Annotated in this window: 25 protein-coding genes; 3 read left to right on the top strand and 22 right to left on the bottom strand. The window is 54.7% G+C overall.

Annotation, left to right across the window (positions count from 1 at the left end):
- Positions 1-2: 2 nt before the first annotated feature.
- Positions 3-1,307, top strand: a complete 1,305-nt coding sequence (pbp4b, locus tag KXD89_RS06370; protein ID WP_001327042.1) for a penicillin binding protein PBP4B — start codon at positions 3-5, stop codon at positions 1,305-1,307.
- A gap of 239 nt (positions 1,308-1,546) precedes the next feature.
- On the opposite strand, the gene yfeX is transcribed toward pbp4b, so the two are convergent.
- The 4 genes from yfeX to KXD89_RS06350 form a co-directional block, all read right to left on the bottom strand.
- Positions 1,547-2,446, bottom strand: a complete 900-nt coding sequence (yfeX, locus tag KXD89_RS06365; RefSeq protein WP_001350538.1) for a porphyrinogen peroxidase — start codon at positions 2,444-2,446, stop codon at positions 1,547-1,549.
- A 95-nt stretch (positions 2,447-2,541) separates the two neighbouring features.
- Positions 2,542-3,117, bottom strand: a complete 576-nt coding sequence (locus tag KXD89_RS06360) for an RpoE-regulated lipoprotein (RefSeq protein ID WP_000838944.1) — start codon at positions 3,115-3,117, stop codon at positions 2,542-2,544.
- A 60-nt stretch (positions 3,118-3,177) separates the two neighbouring features.
- Complete coding sequence (locus KXD89_RS06355; protein WP_001350539.1) at positions 3,178-3,627, bottom strand: DUF2919 domain-containing protein; 450 nt, start codon at positions 3,625-3,627, stop codon at positions 3,178-3,180.
- Entirely contained in the window at positions 3,614-4,039 is a 426-nt protein-coding gene (locus KXD89_RS06350; protein WP_000405996.1) for a GNAT family acetyltransferase, read from the bottom strand. Before KXD89_RS06350 ends, KXD89_RS06355 begins: the two co-directional genes overlap by 14 nt.
- Before the next feature lie 213 nt (positions 4,040-4,252).
- Here KXD89_RS06350 and amiA point away from each other — a divergent pair, with 213 nt between their 5' ends.
- Positions 4,253-5,122, top strand: a complete 870-nt coding sequence (amiA, locus tag KXD89_RS06345; protein ID WP_000102886.1) for an N-acetylmuramoyl-L-alanine amidase AmiA — start codon at positions 4,253-4,255, stop codon at positions 5,120-5,122.
- A 3-nt stretch (positions 5,123-5,125) separates the two neighbouring features.
- Positions 5,126-6,025: an oxygen-dependent coproporphyrinogen oxidase gene (hemF, locus tag KXD89_RS06340; protein ID WP_000801365.1), complete on the top strand. Its 900-nt coding sequence runs from the start codon at positions 5,126-5,128 to the stop codon at positions 6,023-6,025.
- A 5-nt stretch (positions 6,026-6,030) separates the two neighbouring features.
- Here the strand turns inward: hemF and eutR are convergent, their stop codons facing one another.
- The 18 genes from eutR to maeB all read right to left on the bottom strand — a co-directional run bounded on the left by eutR (position 6,031) and on the right by maeB (position 23,488).
- Positions 6,031-7,083, bottom strand: coding sequence for an HTH-type transcriptional regulator EutR (gene eutR / locus KXD89_RS06335; RefSeq protein WP_000753690.1), 1,053 nt, complete (start codon positions 7,081-7,083; stop codon positions 6,031-6,033).
- Between the two features lie 45 nt (positions 7,084-7,128).
- Positions 7,129-7,629 carry an ethanolamine utilization microcompartment protein EutK gene (gene eutK, locus KXD89_RS06330; RefSeq protein WP_000606257.1) on the bottom strand — a complete coding sequence of 167 codons (501 nt, stop codon included), beginning with the start codon at positions 7,627-7,629 and terminating at the stop codon, positions 7,129-7,131.
- A gap of 12 nt (positions 7,630-7,641) precedes the next feature.
- Entirely contained in the window at positions 7,642-8,301 is a 660-nt protein-coding gene (gene eutL, locus KXD89_RS06325; RefSeq protein ID WP_001111023.1) for an ethanolamine utilization microcompartment protein EutL, read from the bottom strand.
- Between the two features lie 9 nt (positions 8,302-8,310).
- The gene (eutC, locus tag KXD89_RS06320) at positions 8,311-9,198 is read right to left on the bottom strand and encodes an ethanolamine ammonia-lyase subunit beta (protein WP_000372316.1); all 888 of its coding nucleotides are present in this window, start codon (positions 9,196-9,198) and stop codon (positions 8,311-8,313) included.
- A gap of 20 nt (positions 9,199-9,218) precedes the next feature.
- The gene (eutB, locus tag KXD89_RS06315) at positions 9,219-10,580 is read right to left on the bottom strand and encodes an ethanolamine ammonia-lyase subunit alpha (protein WP_000769961.1); all 1,362 of its coding nucleotides are present in this window, start codon (positions 10,578-10,580) and stop codon (positions 9,219-9,221) included.
- 11 nt (positions 10,581-10,591) lie between these two features.
- Positions 10,592-11,995, bottom strand: coding sequence for an ethanolamine ammonia-lyase reactivating factor EutA (gene eutA / locus KXD89_RS06310; RefSeq protein ID WP_001097542.1), 1,404 nt, complete (start codon positions 11,993-11,995; stop codon positions 10,592-10,594).
- A complete protein-coding gene (gene eutH / locus KXD89_RS06305) occupies positions 11,992-13,218 on the bottom strand; it encodes an ethanolamine utilization protein EutH (protein ID WP_000512372.1) in 1,227 nt (408 codons plus the stop codon). Before eutH ends, eutA begins: the two co-directional genes overlap by 4 nt.
- Positions 13,219-13,434: 216 nt before the next feature.
- Positions 13,435-14,622, bottom strand: a complete 1,188-nt coding sequence (eutG, locus tag KXD89_RS06300) for an ethanolamine utilization ethanol dehydrogenase EutG (protein ID WP_001326575.1) — start codon at positions 14,620-14,622, stop codon at positions 13,435-13,437.
- Positions 14,612-15,448, bottom strand: coding sequence for an ethanolamine utilization protein EutJ (eutJ, locus tag KXD89_RS06295; protein WP_000929729.1), 837 nt, complete (start codon positions 15,446-15,448; stop codon positions 14,612-14,614). The genes eutG and eutJ overlap by 11 nt, the downstream gene beginning before the upstream one ends.
- Before the next feature lie 10 nt (positions 15,449-15,458).
- Positions 15,459-16,862, bottom strand: coding sequence for an aldehyde dehydrogenase family protein (locus tag KXD89_RS06290; protein ID WP_001075716.1), 1,404 nt, complete (start codon positions 16,860-16,862; stop codon positions 15,459-15,461).
- An 11-nt stretch (positions 16,863-16,873) separates the two neighbouring features.
- Positions 16,874-17,161: an ethanolamine utilization microcompartment protein EutN gene (gene eutN, locus KXD89_RS06285; protein WP_000762196.1), complete on the bottom strand. Its 288-nt coding sequence runs from the start codon at positions 17,159-17,161 to the stop codon at positions 16,874-16,876.
- Positions 17,162-17,267: 106 nt separating this feature from the next.
- Entirely contained in the window at positions 17,268-17,561 is a 294-nt protein-coding gene (eutM, locus tag KXD89_RS06280) for an ethanolamine utilization microcompartment protein EutM (protein ID WP_000387713.1), read from the bottom strand.
- 38 nt (positions 17,562-17,599) lie between these two features.
- Positions 17,600-18,616, bottom strand: a complete 1,017-nt coding sequence (gene pta / locus KXD89_RS06275) for a phosphate acetyltransferase (protein ID WP_000582977.1) — start codon at positions 18,614-18,616, stop codon at positions 17,600-17,602.
- Positions 18,613-19,416, bottom strand: a complete 804-nt coding sequence (eutT, locus tag KXD89_RS06270) for an ethanolamine utilization cob(I)yrinic acid a,c-diamide adenosyltransferase EutT (RefSeq protein ID WP_000651298.1) — start codon at positions 19,414-19,416, stop codon at positions 18,613-18,615. Before eutT ends, pta begins: the two co-directional genes overlap by 4 nt.
- Positions 19,413-20,114 carry an ethanolamine utilization acetate kinase EutQ gene (gene eutQ / locus KXD89_RS06265; RefSeq protein ID WP_000733906.1) on the bottom strand — a complete coding sequence of 234 codons (702 nt, stop codon included), beginning with the start codon at positions 20,112-20,114 and terminating at the stop codon, positions 19,413-19,415. Before eutQ ends, eutT begins: the two co-directional genes overlap by 4 nt.
- Entirely contained in the window at positions 20,089-20,568 is a 480-nt protein-coding gene (gene eutP, locus KXD89_RS06260) for an ethanolamine utilization acetate kinase EutP (RefSeq protein WP_000820763.1), read from the bottom strand. Before eutP ends, eutQ begins: the two co-directional genes overlap by 26 nt.
- 12 nt (positions 20,569-20,580) lie before the next feature.
- Entirely contained in the window at positions 20,581-20,916 is a 336-nt protein-coding gene (gene eutS, locus KXD89_RS06255; protein WP_000356956.1) for an ethanolamine utilization microcompartment protein EutS, read from the bottom strand.
- A 292-nt stretch (positions 20,917-21,208) separates the two neighbouring features.
- A complete protein-coding gene (gene maeB / locus KXD89_RS06250; RefSeq protein WP_000342644.1) occupies positions 21,209-23,488 on the bottom strand; it encodes an NADP-dependent oxaloacetate-decarboxylating malate dehydrogenase in 2,280 nt (759 codons plus the stop codon).
- Positions 23,489-23,758: the final 270 nt, after the last annotated feature.

The raw sequence follows: 23,758 nt of genomic DNA, 5'->3' as shown, positions 1-23,758 counted from the left end.
TCATGAAACGGACAATGCTCTATCTTTCTCTGCTGGCTGTTAGTTGTAGCGTCAGCGCCGCAAAATACCCTGTTCTGACAGAAAGCTCGCCAGAGAAAGCAGGGTTTAACGTCGAACGGCTTAACCAGATGGATCGCTGGATTAGCCAGCAAGTTGATGTCGGTTATCCCAGCGTAAACCTGCTGATCATTAAAGATAATCAGATTGTGTATCGCAAAGCCTGGGGAGCGGCGAAAAAGTACGATGGCAGCGTGTTGATGGAACAGCCTGTCAAAGCCACCACCGGGACGCTGTATGACCTGGCCTCAAACACCAAAATGTACGCCACGAACTTCGCCCTGCAAAAGCTGATGAGCGAAGGCAAACTGCATCCTGACGATCGGATTGCGAAATATATTCCGGGGTTTGCCGATAGTCCAAATGACACCATTAAAGGCAAAAACACCCTGCGGATTTCTGACCTGCTGCATCACAGCGGCGGTTTCCCGGCAGATCCGCAATACCCGAATAAAGCGGTCGCGGGCGCGTTATATTCCCAGGATAAAGGCCAGACGCTGGAGATGATCAAGCGCACGCCGCTGGAATATCAGCCCGGCAGCAAACATATCTACAGCGATGTCGATTATATGCTGCTTGGATTTATCGTCGAGTCGGTTACCGGTCAGCCGCTTGACCGCTATGTTGAAGAGTCGATTTATCGCCCGCTCGGCCTGACACATACGGTATTTAACCCGCTGCTGAAAGGCTTTAAACCGCAACAAATTGCCGCCACGGAATTGAACGGCAATACCCGCGATGGCGTGATCCATTTCCCGAATATCCGCACCTCCACTCTCTGGGGTCAGGTGCACGATGAAAAAGCCTTTTATTCGATGGGCGGCGTTTCCGGGCACGCAGGTTTGTTTTCCAATACCGGCGATATTGCGGTGTTAATGCAAACGATGCTGAACGGCGGGGGCTATGGTGATGTGCAGCTGTTCAATGCGGAAACGGTGAAGATGTTCACCACCAGCTCTAAGGAAGATGCCACTTTTGGCCTCGGCTGGCGCGTGAATGGTAATGCCACCATGACGCCGACGTTTGGCACGCTGGCAAGCCCGCAAACCTACGGTCACACTGGCTGGACCGGAACGGTGACCGTTATCGATCCGGTGAATCATATGACGATTGTGATGTTAAGCAACAAGCCACATTCGCCGGTTGCCGATCCGCAAAAGAATCCCAATATGTTCGAAAGCGGTCAGTTGCCGATTGCAACTTATGGTTGGGTAGTTGATCAGGTGTATGCGGCGTTAAAGCAGAAGTAATAAAAAGGCCAGTCAGTAATGTTACTGGCTGGTCTGAGAGTGCTGACAAACGCAAAACTGCCTGATGCGCTACGCTTATCAGGCCTACGTGGAGCCCACAATATATTGAATTAGCACGATTTCGTAGGCCGGATAAGGCGTTCACGCCGCATCCGGCGTGTACAACGCGCACTTGGTCAACAATCTGAGGCCAGTCAGTAATGTTACTGCCTGGCCTTTAATCAATGAATCAGAAACGCTTACAGCGCCATCAACTTGTCCAGCGACGGTGCGAAATAATAGCCGCCGGTTACCGGTTTGGTGAAACGCAACATCGCATCACGCTTACCATCGGTATCGCCAAACATGCTCAGCAGTTGCTGCTCAATGTTATGCAGACGCGCGCAGTAGGCGCAGAAGTACAGACCGTGAGTGCCACTGGCAGTGCCGTACGGCAGGCTCTGGCGAACAATCTTCAGCCCTTTGCCATCTTCTTTCAGATCAACGCGGGTGAGGTGAGAGGTTTCCGGACGTTCGTCGCCGTCGATCTCTTCGTTGGCCTCTTTGGTGCGCCCGATCACCATCTCCTGATCGTGAACGCTCATCCGGTTGAGCTGCTTCAGGTTGTGTTCCCAACGCTGGACAAACACATAGCTGCCGCCCGCATCCACGCCGTCTTTGATAACCGCCACTTCGCGACGCGTCTCTTCACCCGCCGGGTTTTCCGTACCGTCAACAAAGCCGCTCAGGTCACGCTCTTCAACCCAACGGAAGCCGTGGATCTCTTCTTTCACTTCAATGCAGTCACCAAAGGCTTCCATCGCCGCCTGGGCGACAGAGAAGTTTACGTCGTGACGCAGAGAAAGAATGTGGATCAACACATCGAACTGGGTCGTCGGCGCAAGGCCTTTACCGTAGCCCGGAAAATCTTTCAGCTCTTCTGCCCCAACGCCGCCGCTCAGAGCGCGCCAGGTGTTGTTACCAAAGGCAACCACCGCACCAAGATGCGCGTCCGGGAATTTCGCTTCAAAAGTTGCCAGTTTGTCGGCAAATGTTTTACTGGCCGCACGCAGGGCGTCAACTTCCCCTTTCACGTTGGCTTCGATCCAAATCGCCGCGCGGCAATGTTCTGGCAAAATGCCACTCTGAACCTGAGACATTGTTCCTCCTGAAAATAATAATGCCACGCAATCCGTGGCATTGTTGAGCGCTATTTTACGTGTTTTTTCGCGGCGGCGGTTTGTTCAGACGCAAATTAACGCCGCCAGATAATTTTACTGACTTTCCAGTTTTTCAGGGTATCGTCCGAAGGCATTAACCCTTCAGGACCACGCCATTCCCCGCTGAACTGGTAGCTAATATGTTGACTGCCTTCGGCTTTACATTCGACGGCACGATTATCATCACCATCAGCTTTTTGGCAATTGCCAAATGCTTTGCTGTAAAGGTCGCTAAACGGTGTACCGATTTTAACACCGGTGTCAGCAGGAATATCGCTATCCAGCACGTCAATGCGACTGATCGTGCCTTGATCGCCGTTAATCACCATCGCCACGTTGTCGCCCTTCATCACTTCAAAAAAGCGCACCACGTTGCCGTTCGCGGTTTTCATTCCGCTGCGCAGGCGATAATCGCCATCAAGCGCATCGGCAATGGCTTGTTCTTGCAGTGGTGTGGACGCCGTTAATTCACCCACGCCCTGCTCGCTCACTTTGGTGGACGACCCAAACCAGTTCCACGGGTTAGCGGCAGACCAGTTAACTGACGACATCGTGGAACAGCCGGTCAGCATCAATGGCATAGCGCATAACATTAAACGCAGCGATTTCATGTCACTTCCTTTGGTTATTCAATAACGTTGCTTGGAGTGCAAATTCACCAAAAAGTGCCGTTATTCTTTTACTTCATAAAAACAAGCGCGTAAACGTCGATTGGTCAGCAGCCAGATTAACGCCACAATATCCGCCACTACCAGCGCCAGACCGATACCGCTAACGGATTCACCGTTCAGCCACAGCCACGGTTGCCAGCAAAGTAAAACCACCTGCGCCAACAGCAACAGAAAATAGAGTACACGCCAGGTGCGAGGAAACGTAGCCCGCCGACCGCTCAACAAAAACGCCAGCACCGCCGGAATGCCAGGAATCAGCCCCAGCCAGAAATTATCGTGATCGGGATAAAACAGATTTAGCAGCGCAGTACCCTGCTCGCGCGACGCACCGGCAATGACAAACAGCACCCAGGTTCGCGCCTGAAGCAATAGCACAAGCCAGAAGAGCAAGGGTAAACGCAGGCGACCGTGCGCATCATAATGGACAGGATGAAACTCAGTACTCTTCATCTTCAATCAAACGCTTACCCAGACTCAGCACGTCGGCGTGTTCATATCCCAGGCGTTCATACATTCCGAGCACCATGTCGTTATCTTCCGGCACATTGATCTGAATTTTCGGGCAGCCACGAGCAATCAGCTTTTTCTCCAGCCGATTAAGCAACGCATTGGCAATCCCACGCCCACGAAACTCTGGATGCACGCCAAGATAATAAGCAGACCCGCGATGCCCGTCATAACCGCCCATCACCGTTCCGACCACGTCACCGTTTACCTCAGCGACCAAAAACAAACTGACGTCATGGTTCATCTTACGCTCGATGTCCATTTCCGGATCGTTCCACGGACGCAGCAAGTCGCAACGCTCCCAAAGGGTGATGACCTCTTCGAAATCTTCCTGGCGAAATACGCGTATCTCCATGGTATTCGTTACCTTTTTGCGGGTTAAAAGGCTGATTATGGCGTGAACGGTCGAATTAGCCAATATCTGACGAAAATCGGTTGAAAAAGTGGCATAATGGGGAGTTGTCAACTATTGAAATGAAAAGTAAAACAATTCTCAACAGCAAACCGTCGTAACGGATTACGCGATACGATATAACATCTGGAACTTTATTATTACAACTCAGGCCGTATGAGCACTTTTAAACCACTAAAAACACTCACTTCGCGCCGCCAGGTGCTGAAAGCCGGTTTGGCTGCCCTGACGTTGTCAGGAATGTCGCAAGCCATCGCCAAAGACGAACTTTTAAAAACCAGCAACGGACACAGCAAGCCGAAAGCCAAAAAATCTGGCGGCAAACGTGTCGTTGTTCTCGATCCAGGTCACGGCGGAATTGATACCGGAGCGATCGGACGCAACGGTTCGAAAGAAAAACATGTGGTGCTGGCGATTGCTAAAAACGTCCGTTCCATTTTGCGTAATCATGGGATTGATGCGCGTTTAACGCGTTCTGGCGATACGTTTATCCCACTTTACGATCGCGTTGAAATCGCCCATAAACATGGCGCAGATCTGTTTATGTCAATTCATGCCGATGGCTTTACCAACCCGAAAGCTGCCGGTGCTTCGGTATTTGCCCTCTCTAACCGTGGGGCAAGTAGCGCAATGGCGAAATACCTGTCTGAACGCGAAAACCGCGCCGATGAAGTTGCCGGTAAAAAGGCGACTGACAAGGATCACCTATTGCAACAAGTGCTGTTTGATCTGGTGCAAACAGATACCATTAAAAATAGTCTGACGCTCGGCTCGCATATTCTGAAGAAGATTAAGCCGGTGCATAAACTGCACAGCCGCAACACCGAACAAGCGGCATTTGTGGTGTTGAAATCACCGTCGGTTCCTTCGGTGCTGGTGGAAACCTCGTTTATCACCAACCCGGAAGAAGAACGGCTGTTAGGCACGGCGGCGTTTCGTCAGAAAATCGCCACAGCGATTGCTGAAGGCGTGATCAGTTATTTCCACTGGTTCGACAACCAGAAAGCACATTCGAAAAAGCGATAAGTTATGAAACCCGACGCACACCAGGTTAAACAGTTTCTGCTCAACCTTCAGGATACGATTTGTCAGCAGCTGACCGCCGTCGATGGCGCAGAATTTGTCGAAGATAGTTGGCAGCGCGAAGCTGGCGGCGGCGGGCGTAGTCGGGTGTTGCGTAATGGTGGTGTTTTCGAACAGGCAGGCGTCAACTTTTCGCATGTCCACGGTGAGGCGATGCCTGCTTCCGCCACCGCTCATCGCCCGGAACTTGCCGGGCGCAGTTTCGAGGCGATGGGCGTTTCACTGGTAGTGCATCCGCATAACCCGTATGTTCCCACCAGCCACGCGAATGTGCGGTTTTTTATTGCCGAAAAACCGGGTGCCGATCCCGTCTGGTGGTTTGGCGGTGGCTTCGACTTAACCCCATTCTATGGTTTTGAAGAAGATGCTATTCACTGGCATCGCACCGCCCGTGACCTGTGCCTGCCATTTGGCGAAGACGTTTATCCCCGTTACAAAAAGTGGTGCGACGAATACTTCTACCTCAAACATCGCAACGAACAGCGCGGTATTGGCGGGCTGTTCTTTGATGACCTGAACACGCCAGATTTCGACCGCTGTTTTGCCTTTATGCAGGCGGTAGGCAAAGGCTACACCGACGCTTATTTACCAATTGTCGAGCGACGGAAAGCGATGGCCTACGGCGAGCGCGAGCGCAATTTCCAGTTATATCGTCGCGGTCGTTATGTCGAGTTCAATCTGGTCTGGGATCGCGGCACGCTGTTTGGCCTGCAAACTGGCGGGCGCACCGAGTCTATCCTGATGTCAATGCCGCCACTGGTACGCTGGGAATATGATTATCAGCCAAAAGATGGCAGCCCAGAAGCGGCGTTAAGTGAGTTTATTAAGGTCAGGGATTGGGTGTAACTCCCTCACCCCCACTCCCGCATCCGCTGATGCAGCGTCAGTGACGGCTTCTCGGAAAACAGCTGCTGGTAATCCGTGGCAAATTGCCCCAGATGCCAGAATCCCCACTGCATGGCGGCGTCTTTTACCGTCATACTTTGCGACCACGGACTTATCAGTTCGCGGCGTACGGCGTTCAGGCGAATGCGTTTCAGCCACGCGTTCGGGCCAATGCCTAAAATAGCGTGAAACGCGTTTTGTAGCGTGCGGCGGCTGACATGCAGTTGATTACACAAATCCAGCACCGTCACCGGTTCGGACATGTTTTCCAGCACATATTCACGGGCGCGGGAAAGCAATCGACGGTAACTCTGATGACTGATGCTTTCCGCCGTCACCATTGGTTGCGCTTCTTCCAGCATGGCCCCCATCGCCATTAGCAAATTATCCCCCAGCACTTTTCGCACTGCAGGCTGATGGAGATTTTCCGGATTCTCGCAAAACGTCGCCAGCGCCTGTTGGACAAAGCCCCACAGCGCGGCTTTATGCTGCTCTTTCACTTCCAGCGCCGACTGGTTACGCAACATATGTAATACCCGATCCGGGTTATGCAAAAAGTTAGCCTGCCGGGTGATGACATCTTCAGAAAGCACCACGCCCAGGATCGTGTAATCATCCGGCGTGCTCAGTTCAAATTCAGTGCCACCAGGGCGGGTGGCGATTTCCGCGCTTCCCAGACATTGCGAACCGATAAATCCCTGCTCACCGCGCGTCGCCGGAATGCCAAACCAGAACGAGTTCGGCCAGACCAGGCACGACTGACGCAGCGCCAGACCGGTGTATTCACGAAAAACCTGAATATCATCGAGTAGAATTTCCGTAAATTCACCATGAAACTTGCCCGGATGCAGCTGATCGTAAATCTGCTGCCAGGCGGTAATCGTTAAAGCATGTTCATAGACATCCGTTGTCTGTCGTTGATGAACATTATCCACTTCGACCTTCGGCGTGAGCTTCAGGTTTTCGGGTAAGGGTTCATGATAAAGATGGTGCAAATTGGCTGTACGGGTCTTTTTCATGATGTTAATGCCGGGTGTTGTAGGACACCCGGCACCTCCGACAGGTTAATGGGGCTTGAGACGATAACGACTACTGCGTTTACGTAACGTCCCGGCAGAAAAGAGCTGTTCGAGCGCATTTCTGGCTTTTTCCAGCGGCCAGCCAAAGTGGGCAGCCACTTCTCCTGCCGTCATTCCCTGACGTACTGATGTTAACAGCGCCAACAACTCGTCAGCAGATTCCGCGACGATAACTGGCGCGTCGGGTTCCCTTACGGGTTGCTTCGGCTGGCGGTTAAAGCCAGTAACCAGCCACTGGGTGTCATCGTCTGGCCGACCGATCTCCTTGCGGCTGATGACACGCCCGGTACGCATCGCGGCAGCACAACCTGCGTCCAGCGCCGCACGACACGCCGCCAGATCGCCTTCCACCACCAGCGTTAAGCGACCAGGGTCAAGCACTTCGTGACTGAGCAGACGAACGTTAGCTGCTTTGAGCATGGCATCCGCTGCATCTATCGCGGCGACCATGCCGTCCACTTCCAGCAATCCCAGTGCATTGATCATCGGCAACCTCCGTTACGCACGCTGGATTGGATTACGCGCGATTTCCAGCACTGCATCGGTAAAGGCGTTACAGGCTGCTTTACACGCTGCCTGGCTACCGGTTAAAAATGCTGCCGAGTAGTTGGTTTCAGACGGTGGCGGGACATAGGTCGCCAGCTGTACGTCGGCAGACTTCAGGGCTGCATCAATGCCATAGGTCGCTTCCAGCGGCGGTGCCACCAGATACGCCATCGGATCGCCAAGCGTGATCCCGGCGGTTGATGAGAGATAAGAACCGGTACGCGAAACTACATGTGCCAGGAATGCCGTATCTTGCGCGTCATTAGCCCACTGGAAAGCTGCGCCATTTTCAATATGCGCAATCATCGCATCCAGACCTGCACGCACTTCCGCCGGGTTTGGCCCACCAAGCATAATCAGCACTTCACCGGCAGTCGGTGACGGGCCGTGTGCAGCGCCCGCATATAGCGAGCGGCCATACACCACTTCCACCATCGCCTGCTTGGTCGCTTCATCAGCGGCAATGTAGGTGACGTCATCGGAGTCGGCAGAAATCAGACCGAGGCTACGAATATGCGGCGGCAATTTCAGTTCACGCGCAAAATCGGCGTTAACGGAGGCAATCACCCGCATAGCGGTGACAGACGGTCGAATCAAATCTAAAGCTGGCATGATGCCTCCTTATCGGGTCATGTTGATGCCGGATGCTTTCTGCTCCAGCATACGTTTCGCCAAATCCACAATGACGGCTGCGGCTTCAACCGGCGGCGTGCCGCCCTGGTGAATGTTAGAGATACAGGTGCGATCGGCCTCAACGGTGGTCGCCATACGCGGCGAGTAAACGGCGTAGCAGGAGAGGCTTTCTGACTGACCCAACCCCGGACGTTCGCCCACCAGCAGGATCACTACTTTCGCGCCGAGGATCTCACCGATCTGATCTTCAATCTTCACGCGACCATAACGAACAAAGAATGGTGTACCGACTTTCAGCCCGGCCTGTTTCAGGCCCGCCATCAGCGGTGGCAGGATCTCTTCGTAGTTCACGGTGATCGCATCAGTTGACAGGCCATCAGAAATAACGACCTGTACGTCCGGATTGGCAACACACTGCGCTTTCAGCGCTTCAACAGCTTCTGCACACAGGCGGCGGCCCATATCCGGGCGAGTCAGGTAGAGATTTTTGTCGCTAATTTCAGAGCGTACTTCCAGCAAGCCCTGCGCTTTCACCCACTCTTCCGGCACTTCTTTCAGTACGGTATCTTTCGAACGAGAGTGATCGGCCAGGAAACGCAGCAGCGCCTGCGTACGTGGACGCGGACCGGCACGACCGGTACAAACGCGGGCCACGGTGCTGCGGCGCAGTTCTGTTAATACGTCTGCGCGATGCGGATTTTCAACACCAATCCACGCTTTTGCTTCAGCGGAACCTAAATCCAGCGCACAGCTTTCCGAGGTCACCGGTGCCGCACAGTTGGTGGTGGCGCACTTTGCTTCTGACGGCGCGGGGGCCGCTTGTCCCATTGACGCCATCACGCTGCGTACAATTTCTTCAATCTGTTTTTGATCCATGATATGTTATCTCCGCGTCATCAGAAGAACAGTGACGGATCGCCCGCCCGTTTGGTCAGGCGACCGTTTGCCATAATGCCCATGCTTTCCAGCCAGCGTTCAAACTCCGGTGACGGGCGCAGGTTGAGTAACTGACGCACAGTGGCGGTATCGTGGAATGCGGTGGTCTGGTAGTTGAGCATGATGTCATCACCCAGCGGCATCCCCATGATGTAGTTGCAGCCTGCGGTGGCGAGCAGGATCATCAGGTTTTCGTTGAGGTTCTGGTCAGCGTCAGCGTGGTTGGTATAACAGCAGTCACAGCCCATAGAGATGCCGCTCAGCTTGCCCATAAAGTGATCTTCTAAGCCAGCACGGATAATCTGGCGGTCGTTGTAGAGATACTCCGGCCCAATAAAGCCGACCACGGTGTTGACGATAAACGGATCGTAATGACGCGCCAGCCCGTAGTTACGTGCTTCCATCGTTACCTGGTCTGCGCCGAAGTTAGCGCCAGCGGATAGCGCAGAGCCTTGTCCGGTTTCGAAGTAGAGGCAGTTTTCCCCGGCGATACGGTTGAACTCCGCGCCCACTGCGCGCGCTTCGTCGAGCATCGCCAGCTCCACGCCAAACTCTTTCAGCCCTTTTTCGCTGCCACAGATACTCTGGAAAATCAGCCCGCCCGGTGCGCCACGACGGATCGCTTCGATCTGGGTGGTGACGTGCGCCAGTACACAGCCCTGAGTTGGGATGTTGAATTTGTCGATCACGCCATAGATGGTATCCAACACGCGGCTTAAGTTTTCCACGTCGTCAGTCACCGGGTTAACGCCGATCACCGCATCGCCCACCCCGAAGGAAAGCCCTTCGTAGATTTGCGCGGCGATACTTTGCACGTCGTCACGGGTGTCATTTGGCTGCAAACGGGCGCTAAAGGTGCCCGGAATACCGATGGTGGTATTGGCCTTTTTGATTACCGGCATTTTCTTCGCGCCGTAGATCAGGTCCGCGTTGGAGCAAATCTTCGCTACCGCCGCGACCACTTCCGAGGTCAGCCCTTTGCGGGTAAAGGCAATGTCGTCCACGCTGGTTTCATCGCTCAGCACATACTCACGCAGTTCGCTGATGCTCCAGTTTTTAATCTGGTTGTAGGCCGTTTCGTTAACATCGTCCTGAATCAGCCGCGTCACGCAGTCATCTTCATAGGCAATCACCGGATTATTGCGGATGTCCGCTACGGTCATTTCCGACAACACCTGCTTTGCCGCCACGCGCTCCTGTGAGCTTGCCGCTGCGACGCCCGCCAGCACATCCCCCGAACGCAGTTCGTTGGCTTTAGCCAGCACCTCTTTTACATCCTTAAACTGATATACATTGCCGAACAATGTGGTCTTTAGTTTCATAAGTCGTTCCCTCAGGAAGGAAATGCGAGTGATTTCACCGTCACCGGCACAACCGATCCGCCAAAAAGAGGCGTACCAATGTCGATATAGTCCCCCGCGCGGACAATCACTTCGTCAATGACTGCCAACGGGAGTTGTTGTAGCTGTGGGCGCAACAACATGCCCAGAGCTTTACCAAAGTCCTGCCCGGCCACCACCAGCAGGGGATGCGGATTCGGAAAACGCGCGACGAAATCGACCAACGCGTTGATGACCGTCAGTACCGCGGCGTAACGCACAGGCAGCGAGGCGGGAAGCGCCAGCACGTACGCGTCAGTTTTGGGATCAAGATCCAGCTGAATCAGCGCCTGTTGCCAGGCCCCCACCAGATCCGTTTCATCAATCGGGATCGCCACCGGCAAATTGCGCAGCGGCAGTTGTACGCCCTCAAGCCAGATTGTGCTGCCAGAGAGCGAAAGGGTATGCGCGCCCGCGCCAATCACCGTGGCGCGCACGGTTTGCGCCGGAAACTGTACGTTCATCTCACGCAGGCGCGGATGGTCATGCAGCGCAGTTGCCAGCAGCGGGCCAATATCGGCAAAACAGAACGGGTCGGCGGGCTGGTGGCGATAACATTCGCCCACGCCGCCAGAAAGCGTAATGATTTCGGGCGTAACACCTGCGGGCAGCAAACCGGTTTGCATCAATGCCTGCGCGAGCGGTGAGAGCGTTCCGTCAATCACTTCGACAATCAGTTCTGCCATCCGCCGGGTCACCTGCACCAGCTGCGCGCCGGTCAGCGAACGGGCGTCGGTGCCTGCACCGAAGCACTCATCCACAATCATCTGCCCCGGTTTATGAGCGTAAACCACGCGCCCGTGGCTGTCGGTTTCCAGCAGGCGACCACCGACGTTGAGGCAGGCAGTGCCGCTGATTTTTCCGGCATCGAACAGGGCGTAGTTCGCGGTGCCACCGCCGATGTCGATATTCAGTACCCGACACAGCCGTTGTTCAGAAAGGGTTTGTGCCCCGGCTCCGTGACCGGCGATCACGGATTCGAGGTGCGGCCCGGCGCTGGCAACGACAAAATCGCCCAGCGACTGAGAGAGCGCCATCACCGCCGGGCGAGCATTGCGGGTTTTCGCGCTTTCACCGGTGATGATGATGGCACCAGAATCAACGCTTTCCGGCTCAATACCCGCAGCATGATATTGCTCGAGTATTAAGGTTTTCAGTTCCGCTTCTTTTAAACCGCCCTGTTTATCGACAGGGGTAAAGAACACCGGACTTTGCCAGCTAATTTCGCGTTTAATGAATTCGTAGCGCGGCACCTGCGACACCGCCGCACGGTTAACCAGCTCCAGCCGGGAGAAAATCACCTGGGTGGTGGTGGTGCCGATATCGATACCGACGCTCAATAGCTGGCGAGTGTTCACGATTGTGCCTCCGCTTCGGTTTTAGTCGCGGTCGCGTCTTCTTTTGGCACCAGCATCATCGCCACGCCAATCGCCGTTACGCCGCCGATCAACTTGCCGACAATCATCGGGAAGATCATGGCGTTCATGTTGGCAGCGGCGAAGCCTAAGTGGTCGCCCAGGGCGAAAGCAGCGGAAACGGCGAAGGCGCAGTTGATGACTTTGCCGCGGGTATCCATCTGCTTCATCATGCCGAACATCGGGATGTTGTTGGCAAGCGTTGCCACCATGCCGGCTGCCGCGATGTTGTTCATATTCAGTACTTTACCGACGCTCATCAGCGGTTTTTCAAACCAGCGAGTCAGCAGCAGCACCATCGGATACGCCCCTAACAGAACGCAGGAGATAGAACCGATAACTTCAATGGCGCGCATCACCTCACCGGGTTTATCGCCAGGGGCCATAAAGATAGGATCCAGACCGGGGATCAGTTCCCAGCCAAGCAGGAATTTCACTACCGCAGCGGCAAGACCGAGGGTGATCAATGCAACGAGGAATTTGGCGAAGATCTGGAAGCCGTTGATCATTTTTTCCGGGATGAATTTCAGCCCCAGCGCCACCAGAATCGCAACAATGATCACCGGGATCATGTTCATCAGGATCAGGGCGAAAGTGAATTCCACCGGCTGGCCGTTGATCTGCACACCGGAGTACATAGCAACCAGACCACCAGCGATACAACCAATCGGAATGGTCACAATGCCCGCCAGCACGCCGAGCGCCAGATAACGACGGTCAGAAGGTTCGATAATGCCGAGCGCCACCGGAATGGAAAACACAATCGTTGGCCCCATCATCGACCCGAGAATTAACCCAGAGTATAGCCACGCGGCTACGTCGCCGCCCGCCAGCTCTTTGGCGAGGAAGAAGCCGCCCATATCGCACGCCAGCAGTGTTCCGGCGAACATCGATGGGTTAGCGCCGAGCATTTCGTAAACCGGAATAATTACCGGCCCGAGAACGTGAGCCAGTACCGGTGCCAGCGCGGTCATACCGACCATCGCCAGGCCCAGTGCGCCCATTGCCATAAAGCCTTCTTCGAACTGACCGCCTGATCCTTCGATACTTTTACCGAACTTACCGAGGAAACGAGCAGAACCGCCGAACTGCGACAGGATCCTGTCTACGGCAGCTATCAGCATAAAGAACATCATGATGTACATGATGATTTCGTTAATTCCCATCGCCTTTACTCCCTGTTAGTTGTTATTTATTGGCGGATGCGGCGTAAACGCCTTATCCGCCCTACATGTGCAATCCCGTAGGCTGGATAAGACGCGGCAAGCGTCGCATCCGGCAATTGCACCGCGCCACTGGCGGATGCGGCGTGAACGCCTTATCCGCCCTACATGTGCAATCCCGTAGGCTGGATAAGATGCGGCAAGCGTCGCATCCGGCATTTATTGCGCCGCTGCGTACAGGCCGACAATCTGCTCCAGGCTGGCGGTACGCGGGTTACTGCGCAGACAAATATCTTCCAGCGCGGCCTGCGCCCATGCGCCGTAATGCGCAGATGTCGCACCAACATCGCCCAGTCGTTTACCAATCCCAACTTCCGCAATCAGCTCACTTACCGCGTTAATAGCGTCACGATCGTCGGATTTTTTAGTTCGCAGTGCCCGACCAATCTGACTAAAGCGTTCACGACAAACCATCCGGTTAAATTCCATCACCGTTGGCAGCAACATGGCGTTCGCGAGACCGTGCGGAATATGCAGCGCCGCGCCCGGCTGATGCGCCATCGCGTGGCACAACCCAAGACCCGCACTGGAAAACGCCATTCCCGCCATACATGAAGCCAGCAACATGCTCTCGCGCGCGGCAAGGTCGTGACCGTAGCCCACCGCTTTCGGCAGCGATTTGCCAATCATCGCAATGGCACCAATCGCCAGACTGTCGGTAAACGGTGTAGCGTTCAGGGCGCTGTATGCTTCAATGGCATGGGTTAACGCATCAATGCCGGTCATCGCCGTGACATGCGACGGCACACCTTCGGTCAATGCGGCGTCGAGGATCGCCACATCCGGCATCAGCGAGGCATGGGCTAACACCTGCTTGCGCCCGCTCACCGCGTCGATAATCACCGTTACATTGGTGGTTTCAGAGCCGGTTCCGGCGGTAGTTGGAATGGCAATCAGCGGCAAGCGCGGTTGCAGAACGCTGGTTTCTGACATCTCTGCCAGCGTGCTATCCGGGTTCGTCACCAGCAACGTCACGGCTTTCGCCGCATCCAGCACCGAGCCGCCGCCAAACGCGATCACCCCATCACAGCCTGACTCACGCAACTGCGCCACGGCTGCACACACGTCGGTAATGCACGGTTCGCCCACCGGACATGGCCAGAGCGTCATGGCGATACCTTTAACGGTCAGGCTACGCGTCAGCCCGGCGGTCATCCCTGCCTGATGCAAAAAGCTGTCTGCCATCACGAACAGATGTTTCAGCCCACGCGTTTGCGCTTGCTGTCCGCAACTGCTCACCGAGCCCGGACCGCAAAGCGTCACCGGTGGAACGCTAAATGTTTTTACCCGTTGCAGATTCAGGGTATCGAACGCCTGAAAGAGCGCGGTCTGCAATTCATTTTGCATATAGCCCCTCCGCTTTCTCTCGCCCACTACTGGCGATCGCCAGCGGGGTCATAAACAAACTGTGCTGCGGTAAATGCACCTGTAACGCCGGGAATTGTTTGCGAAACAGTTCCGCCACGCCCGGTTGCATACAAGAGCCGCCCGCCAGCCATAAATCAGTAATGCCCTGCCCTTCAATATGCCGGGCGACAATGTCCGCCATTTTTTCGTACACCGGTTTCACCGCAGGCCAAATCTCTTCACCGTGACCGCGCTTGTACTGCTCCGCCTCTTCCAGCGAAATACGGCGATTTCCGGCGAGAGTCAGAGAGATGTGATGTCCGCCGGTGGCTTCATCCGCCGAGTACGTCACCTTGCCCTTTTTCACGATGGCAATGCCGGTAGTGCCGCCGCCGATATCCACTACACCGGCGTTGTCCAGTTGCAGCAGATCCGCAACTGCGGTTGGCTCATCCAGCACATGGCTCACTTCCAGTCCGGCAGATTCCAGCACGTTGATGGAAATACGCGGGTCCGTACCTGGAGGAAATGAAGTCGCCGCATGGCTAAAACGACGACCGAATTGCTGCTCGAGCGTGTCGAGATGGCGACGAACAATGGTGACAGCGCCGAAGAAATCCCAGACGATGCCGTCGCGAACCACATCGGCCCAGTCGAGGCATACCGCCACTGGCTGACCGTCGCGGTCGACAACCATCGACACCACATCGCAGGTGCCCAGATCCACCCCCAGCCACAGCGGAGATTCCGTCGCGGCGGGCGTCTGGTTACACAGCGTTGCCGCCGTTTGCAGACGTGGGGTGAGCCATTGTTCGTCGTGCGCCATCTGTTACTCCTTAAACAATGCGAAACGCATCGACTAATACACAGCGACGCAGACGGACAAACGTACGCGCGCTGGTTACCCCTTCACCGGTTGGCGTGGTGATGGTCATGGTGGTCCAGCCTTCCCCGCCCAGCCCCAGCCCGGCAATGCACGGTCCGTTCTTAACGAAAATGCTGGTATCAATAGCATTCGCCATCTGGTTCATGTTTTCGATGTTGCGCGAGTGCATTGCCGCCGTGTGGTGGCAACCGCCTTCCAGTTTCACCGCTAGCGCAATGGCATCCGCCACGTTGGCGACGCGCACGACGGGCAACACCGGCATCATCAGTTCAGTCACGGCAAACGGATGTTCTGCGGTGGTTTCCACAAACAGCAGGCGCGTTTCTTGCGGAACTTTAAGGCCGATTGCCGCCGCGATTTTGCCTGCGTCGCGACCAACCCAGTCACGGCTGACGGTGCCTTTTCCGCGCTCGTCGATATTTTTCAGCAACACCGGTTGCAGCTGCTGCGCCTGTTCTGCGGTCAGTTTCACCGCGTGCTGGCCTTCCATCAGACGCATCAGTTCATCGGCTACGCTATCAACAACAATCAGTACCTTTTCGTCGGCACAAATGATGTTGTTATCGAAAGAAGCGCCTTTGACGATGGACTGAGCGGCACGGGCGAGGTCGGCGGTTTCATCCACCACTACCGGCGGGTTGCCAGCGCCTGCGGCAATCAGACGTTTATTGGTGTGTTTACGCGCCGCTTCTACTACCGCTTCGCCGCCGGTTACCACCAGCAGGCCGATACCCGGAAACTTGAACAAGCGTTGCGCGGTTTCGATATCCGGATTTGCCACAGTAACCAGTAAGTTTTCCGGCCCACCTGCGGCAACAATCGCCTGGTTGAGCAGCGTAATCGCCCGCTGGGAGACTTTTTTCGCCGCCGGATGCGGGGCAAAAATGACGCTGTTGCCCGCGGCAATCAGGCTGATGGCGTTGTTAATTACGGTTGCCGCCGGGTTAGTGGAAGGCGTCACCGAAGCCACCACGCCCCAGGGTGCGTTTTCAATTAGGGTCAGGCCGTTGTCGCCAGTCAGCACTTGCGGAGAGAGGCACTCAACGCCTGGTGTGCCGCGCGCCTGAGCGACGTTTTTTGCAAATTTATCTTCAACGCGCCCCATGCCGGTTTCACTGACGGCAAGTTCCGCTAAATCTCTGGCGTGTTTTTCGCCTGCTTCACGAATGGCAGCAATGGCTAACTGGCGCATTGCCACGCTTTTTAACCCTTGCTGGGCGACTTTGGCTGCCGCAACGGCGTCATCCAGGGACGCGAAAACGCCCATCTCATGAACGGCGGCGGACGGCGTGTCACTGCTTTGCATTTTCAGCAGTACCGCTTTCACCACCTGTTCAATATCCTGTTGATTCATGATGTTCTGCCTTATTTGTGGAAAATTACCTGACCGCCAGACACCACCTCATCGACAATGCCAATCACGCACAGATCGACCGGTGACGTTTCGCTTTTATGCGCCTGGCGGGCGGAACTGCCACTCACCAGTAACACCCACTCCCCGGTTCCCGCGCCAATATTGTCGATGGCGACGGCGCATTGCCCGTCAGGATTACCTTGTGGATCAATCATTTCCACCATCAGCAATTTGTCATGCGCCAGTCCGTGATGGCGTACGGTACAAACAATTTGTCCAGTGACGACTGCCAGTTTCATACCCGCCTCCGTGGCGTATTTCAGGTAAAAGCTCCCCCTACCCTCCGCAGAAGGTAAAATGAAAAAGGAGAGAGCGTGACGCCCGAATCGACGTCACACAGGGTGATTACAGGTTGCTGCTATCGCCTTTCAGGCCGATCGGGAAGACTTCTTCCAGGTCGCCGTGCGGACGCGGGATAACGTGTACAGATACCAGCTCGCCGATACGCTGTGCCGCTGCGGCACCTGCATCGGTCGCGGCTTTACAGGCTGCAACATCACCACGAACCATGGCAGTACACAGGCCGCCGCCAATCTGCTTAACACCAACCAGCTTGACGCGCGCAGCTTTCACCATCGCGTCAGAAGCCTCAATCAGTGCAACCAGGCCCCGGGTTTCGATCATTCCTAATGCTTCCATTGTGCTTTCCTCTTTATCAGGGTCCAGAACGGGACCGTTCATTCAACCAGTGTTTGTAAACTGCTTTCGCGGTTCACTTCTGTCTGACGCGGCACAGCTGCCACCAGCGCCAGCTCGATAATTTCCTGCACGCTACAACCACGAGAGAGATCGTGCATCGGCGCGGCAAGTCCTTGTATCAGTGGCCCGACGGCACGATATCCGCCGAGTCGTTGTGCGATTTTGTAACCAATATTTCCGGCTTCCAGCGACGGAAAAACCATCACATTGGCCTTGCCCTGTAGCGGGCTGGCAGGCGCTTTTTGCGCCGCCACTTCCGGCACGAAGGCGGCGTCAAACTGTAACTCGCCATCCACCACCAGCTTTGGTGCGCGCTCACGGACGATTTCTGTCGCCTGCTGGACGTTAGCAACACAGGGGTGACGGGCGCTACCATTGCTGGAAAACGACAGCATCGCCACGCGCGGCTCTTCTCCGGTGATGGCGCGCCAGGTTTCGGCACTGGCAAGCGCGATATCCGCCAGCTGCGCCGCCGTCGGCTGTGGCACCACGCTGCAATCGGCAAAGCCCAACGCCGGGCCGCTGTACTGTGGCAACATCAGGAAAATGGAAGAGAGCGTTTTACAGCCTGGCTGCAAGCCGATAATGCGTAATCCGGCACGCAGCACATTTGCCGTGGAAGAGAGGTTGCCCGCGATACAGACATCCGCTTTACCGGCGCTGACCATTGCTGCGGCGAACATCAGAGGGTCGGTAAGTTTTTCCAGCGCATCCGGCGGCGTTTTTTCGCCCGCGCGGGCCAGCCAGCGATGAGCAAATTCTTCCCGCATTGCGAGGTTGCCATGCGGATCAATCACCTGTAGCCCGTCCATCGCCACGCCGTGACTGAGCGCAAACTGACGAAGTTCAAACGGATTGGCGACCAGAATGGGCGTTGCCAGACCTTGTTGATGTAAATATTGCGCGGCTTTCAGCACACGTTGGTCTAACGCATCCGGAAAAACCACTCTGGCGGGCGCTCGCAACGCCAGTTCACGACAACGTTCAATAATCATTGCGTTTCCCCCAGTCGTTGTTGGATCTGCTTCACCGTTAGCGGCTGCTTCGTTACGCTCAGGATCATCATCACGTAGACCGTGCTCGAAAGGCGGTTCAGCGCCTGCAAAATGTCCGGGCGTAATACTTCAAAGCTGCGGGTGATAAAGACCTGCGCCGCTACGGTTTCGGTTTCCCGCACTTTGGTGCGTAGCAGATTGAGCAACGCAGCATCGCGCCCGTGGCTGGCTTCCGGCACCAGATGATCGTGGTCGAGATAGCGCAGCGGCTGATGAGAAAGCCGATGCAGATCTTCGTCAGAAAGCCCGACAATCGCCTGGCAGCCCAGCGGTTCCCCCAGCGCATCGGCGCGCATAATGTTGCCAAGACGCGAACGGATATCCGCCAGCCACGGCTGCCACGGTTCCGCCAGTTCAATTTGCAGCCACACTGCCAGCGCAATGGTGCTGTCGAGAACCGCGCGAAAACCCAGACGCGGATCGCTTTTGGCGACCATTTTTTCCGCCGACAGGTGAGTCAGCGTATCCGGCTTTTTTGCCACCGGCTGGCGACACAGTTCGCAGCACGCCTGCGGATGTTCATCGCTACTGGTCAGCCCATGAACGGGCTGCGGCTGCTGCTGTTCATCGTCAACAAACAGGCGGCCCTGCTCGTCAATAAACTTGATGCGCAGATGGCGGCTTTCCAGCAACTCCCGGGCAGAGGGCGTCAGGCGACTGTCCGCAGGGAGATGGATCTCTGCGCCTTCGCTGAGCGTATGGTTCGCTCTTAGCCATGCTTCGGTGATGAAATCTTTCATAGGGATTGCCAGTTAGCCGGCCAGGCGACATACAGGAATTTCACGCTGGATGTCGTACCAAATTCGATGCTGGAGCCTTTCGGGATAAACATCACGTCGCCTGCTTTGGCGATCATGGTTTGGCCTTCGTGGCGAACATGCAGCTCCCCTTCCAGCACCATGTCGATTTCGTCGTAGTTCAGGGTCCACGGGAAGAATGCGTTCTCCCACTGCATAAAACCGGCGGCCATGCTGCTGCCGTCGTCTCCGGTCACAAGATCAGTCAAGCCCACGCAATGCGGCTCTGCGCCGTCGAAACGACCAAACTTGACGCTACTGCCATCAATCACTTTGATGCCGCCTTTGCCGGTCACCGATTTGAAGCTCGGCTGCATTGCGCCCTGCTCCAGCGACTGTTTTTCCTTCATCACTTTTTCCATCAGCTGTGCGACCAGGCTTTCGGTAAACTGGCCTTCCGGCAGCTGGGCAATGATGGTTTCGCGGATGCGCTGGCTTTCGGTTTTGTCGGCTGGCACGCTGGCGGGCACGGACGCCGTTACCGGGATCGATTCATCACATTCGGTGATGGTAAAACCCAGTAGATCCGCCACTTCACGGGCTTCCGGGGTAATAATGCTGGCGCGCAGAACCACGGACATTGCCTGTTCGCCGCGCGCGTGTGCTTCACGAATATCATTCGCTGTGATGAGTTTTTTCACCTGCTTCCTCCTGTTTGGTGAGAGATGCCAGATAATCCACCAGTTGCTGCACGCTTTGCGGGTCGTGGCTGTTTAGCTCGAACATCGGCTCTTCGAAACCCGTCTCAAGCAATAACTTTCGCGTTGCGGCGACGTCAGCATCTGGCATGTCCGTTTTACTGATGACGGCGATTTGCCGTTTGCTGACGCCAATATCCAGCAACCCGGCAGGCAACCGACTTTCCGGGTCATTTGCGCCATGGACATAGATCAGCATGTCTACATCCTGTAGCGTGGTAATTAAGGCGTGATACCAGCGGGGATGGTTAAAATATTCACCCGGCGTATCAATATCGCCCTTATCATTAAATTCCACGGCCTGTGTTTTTCTGGCGAGGGTATAATTCCCCTGCAACGCATTAAATAACGTTGTTTTTCCTGCCCCGACGCTACCCACAAACGCAATTCGTTTCATGAATGCCTCGTATTAACTTTTGGTCATTTCACAAAGCGTATAATTTAATAAGCGACCTAAACCGCTGACGGTTTGTGATAACGCTTCTTCTACTGCGCCCACCGAGCCATAAATCACCAATGCACCGCTGAATCGGTCGAGAAAACCGATATGCACATCAGCGGCTTTCAGCGCTAAATCACCGGCGATCATCGCCGTTTCGCCGGGAGTTAGCGTCATAATGCCAATTGCGCCCGCATCCGGAACGCCGATTTTCTTCGCCAGTTCCTCACCGGGATGCGCGATGAGATGCGCCAGTGTGACCTGTTTGCCGGGCACAAATTCCTGAATGATGCGTTCTTTATCCATGAGTCGCCGCCTGTGAAAAACTTTCGTGTATCGTGACAATTTTTCGTCAGAGTAAATAACAAAATTCGGCAAGCGCGTTTAAAAGGTGAGGTAGATCACTAAGAATGGAGAGATATTCGCTGTGGTGCATAAACTTTCATATGCAACGCATGAATATAAATAAAATAATATCGAGATATTATATAGACTGCTTTTTTTTATTATTCGCAAACTCAGTAATAAGCTTTACTAATATATTGCAGCTAAACTGCTTACCCTGAATATTCAGGGTAAGCGTGAGAGTTAAAAAAAATTACAGCGGTTGGGTTTGCGCTTCTACCACGGCCAGCGCCACCATGTTGACGATACGACGCACCGATGCGATCGGCGTTAACACGTGAACCGGTTTCGCCACACCCATCAGCACCGGGCCGACAGTCACACCTTCCGAGCTGGAAACACGCAGTAAGTTGTAACTAATGCGGGCAGCTTCCATGTTCGGCATCACCAGAATATTGGCGGAACCTTTCAAAGAGCTGTCCGGCATACGGTCGTTGCGAATCGCTTCCACCAGCGCTGCATCGCCGTGCATTTCACCATCAATCATCAGTTCTGGTGCACGTTCCCTGACCAGTTCCAGCGCCTGACGCATTTTGCTCGACGACGGGCAGTCAGAAGAACCAAAGTTGGAGTGCGACAACAAAGCAACGCGCGGCTCAATACCAAAACGACGGACAGTTTCTGCCGCCATCAAGGTGATCTCCGCCAGCTCTTCTGCATCCGGTTCATCATTAACATATGTATCGGCAATAAAGGTGTTACCACTCGGCAGCAGCAGCGCGTTCATGGCACCTGCGGTGTGAACGCCATCGCGATAACCAAAGACATTTTTCACCACGCTAAAATGTTCATGATAATCACCCACCGTACCGCAAATCATTGCATCGGCTTCCCCACGCTGAACCATGATCGCGCCGATCACTGTCGGGTTACTGATCAGCGCCCGCTGCGCCTGTTCCTGAGTGACGCCGCGACGCTTCATGATCTGGAAGTATTCGGTCCAGTACTCTTTAAAGCGCGGATCGGATTCGTTATTGACGATCTCAAAATCAACGCCCGCTTTGATCTGCAAGCCCAGTTTCTGAATGCGCATTTCGATCACGTTCGGACGACCGATAAGGATCGGTTTCGCCAGTCCCAGCGTTACCAGTTCCTGAGTGGCATGCAGAACGCGCGCCTCTTCCCCTTCCGGCAGAACAACGCGCTTCGGCGCTTTGCGAGCCTGGGAGAAAATCGGCTTCATAAACAGGTTGGTTTTGTAAACGAACTCAGTCAGCTTGTCGATGTAGACGTCGAAATCAGCAATCGGACGAGTCGCCACGCCCGACTCCATCGCGGCTTTAGCGACCGCAGGAGCGATCTTAACGATCAAGCGCGGATCAAACGGTTTTGGAATGATGTATTCCGGACCAAAGCTCAGATCCTGATCGCCATACGCTGAAGCCACCACTTCGCTCTGTTCCGCATGGGCGAGTTCTGCAATCGCACGTACCGCCGCCAGTTTCATCTCTTCGTTGATGGCGGTTGCGCCAACGTCCAGCGCGCCACGGAAGATGAACGGGAAGCACAGGACGTTGTTCACCTGGTTCGGATAGTCAGAACGACCGGTGCAAATGATGGCATCCGGACGCACTTCTTTCGCCAGCGGCGGCAGAATTTCCGGTTCCGGGTTCGCCAGCGCCAGGATCATTGGCGCACGAGCCATTTTCTTCACCATTTCCTGGGTCAGCACTTTCGGGCCGGAACAGCCCAGGAAAATATCCGCGCCTTCAATCACATCATCGAGGGTACGTTTGCCGTCATCCACCACCGCATATGCGGCTTTGGTTTCCGCCATGTTTGGCTCACGGCCCTGATAGATAACGCCTTTTGAATCGCAAACCACGATGTTATGTTTTTGCAGACCCAGCGCTACCAGCAGGTTCATACAGGCGATTGCTGCGGCACCCGCGCCGGAAACCACCATCCGCACGTCGGAGATGTTTTTCTCCACCACGCGCAAGCCGTTGAGGATGGCGGCAGTGCTGATAATTGCCGTGCCGTGCTGATCGTCGTGGAATACCGGAATATTCATCCGCTCGCGCAGTTTCTGTTCAATATAGAAACATTCTGGCGCTTTAATGTCTTCGAGGTTGATGCCGCCGAAGGTTGGTTCGAGCGCGGCGACAACTTCAATAAATTTGTCCGGGTCGAGTTCGTCAACTTCAATGTCAAATACATCAATCCCGGCGAATTTCTTAAACAGAACGCCCTTGCCTTCCATCACCGGTTTGCCTGCCAGCGCGCCAATGTTGCCTAACCCCAGCACCGCCGTACCGTTAGAGATCACCGCCACCAGGTTACCTCGGGCGGTATATTTGTAGGCTTTTAACGGGTCTTTTTCGATTTCAAGACAAGGTGCGGCAACGCCTGGTGAGTAGGCCAGCGCCAGATCGCGCTGTGTTGCCAGAGGCTTGGTTGGAGAAACCTGGATTTTCCCTGGAACTGGAAATTCATGGAAATCAAGTGCACTTTGTTTTAACTGGTCATCCATTTGGTTGTTCCTTTCACGTAACGTTCACAAATAAAGTGTGTGGGCAACAGCCCCTGCCCACAACGTGGCGCACATTATTACCCTGCCGGAGTCTACAGACTTTGAGCAAGTCCAAACTCTCACCATTAATATAATGTTTTGGTAATAATCCTATAACACTGATGTTACCTGCTTAATCCAGCAATACCATGCCTGTCTGCTATGCTTTTTTGATGCGTTTAGCGAAATTTCTCAGAAGTGTGAATTAACGCACTCATCTAACACTTTACT

It is taken from the genome of Escherichia sp. TC-EC600-tetX4 (assembly GCF_019356055.1).
Lineage (GTDB): Bacteria > Pseudomonadota > Gammaproteobacteria > Enterobacterales > Enterobacteriaceae.
The sequence above is the reverse complement of the archived record's forward strand: the minus strand, read 5'-3'. Positions and strand labels throughout refer to the sequence as shown.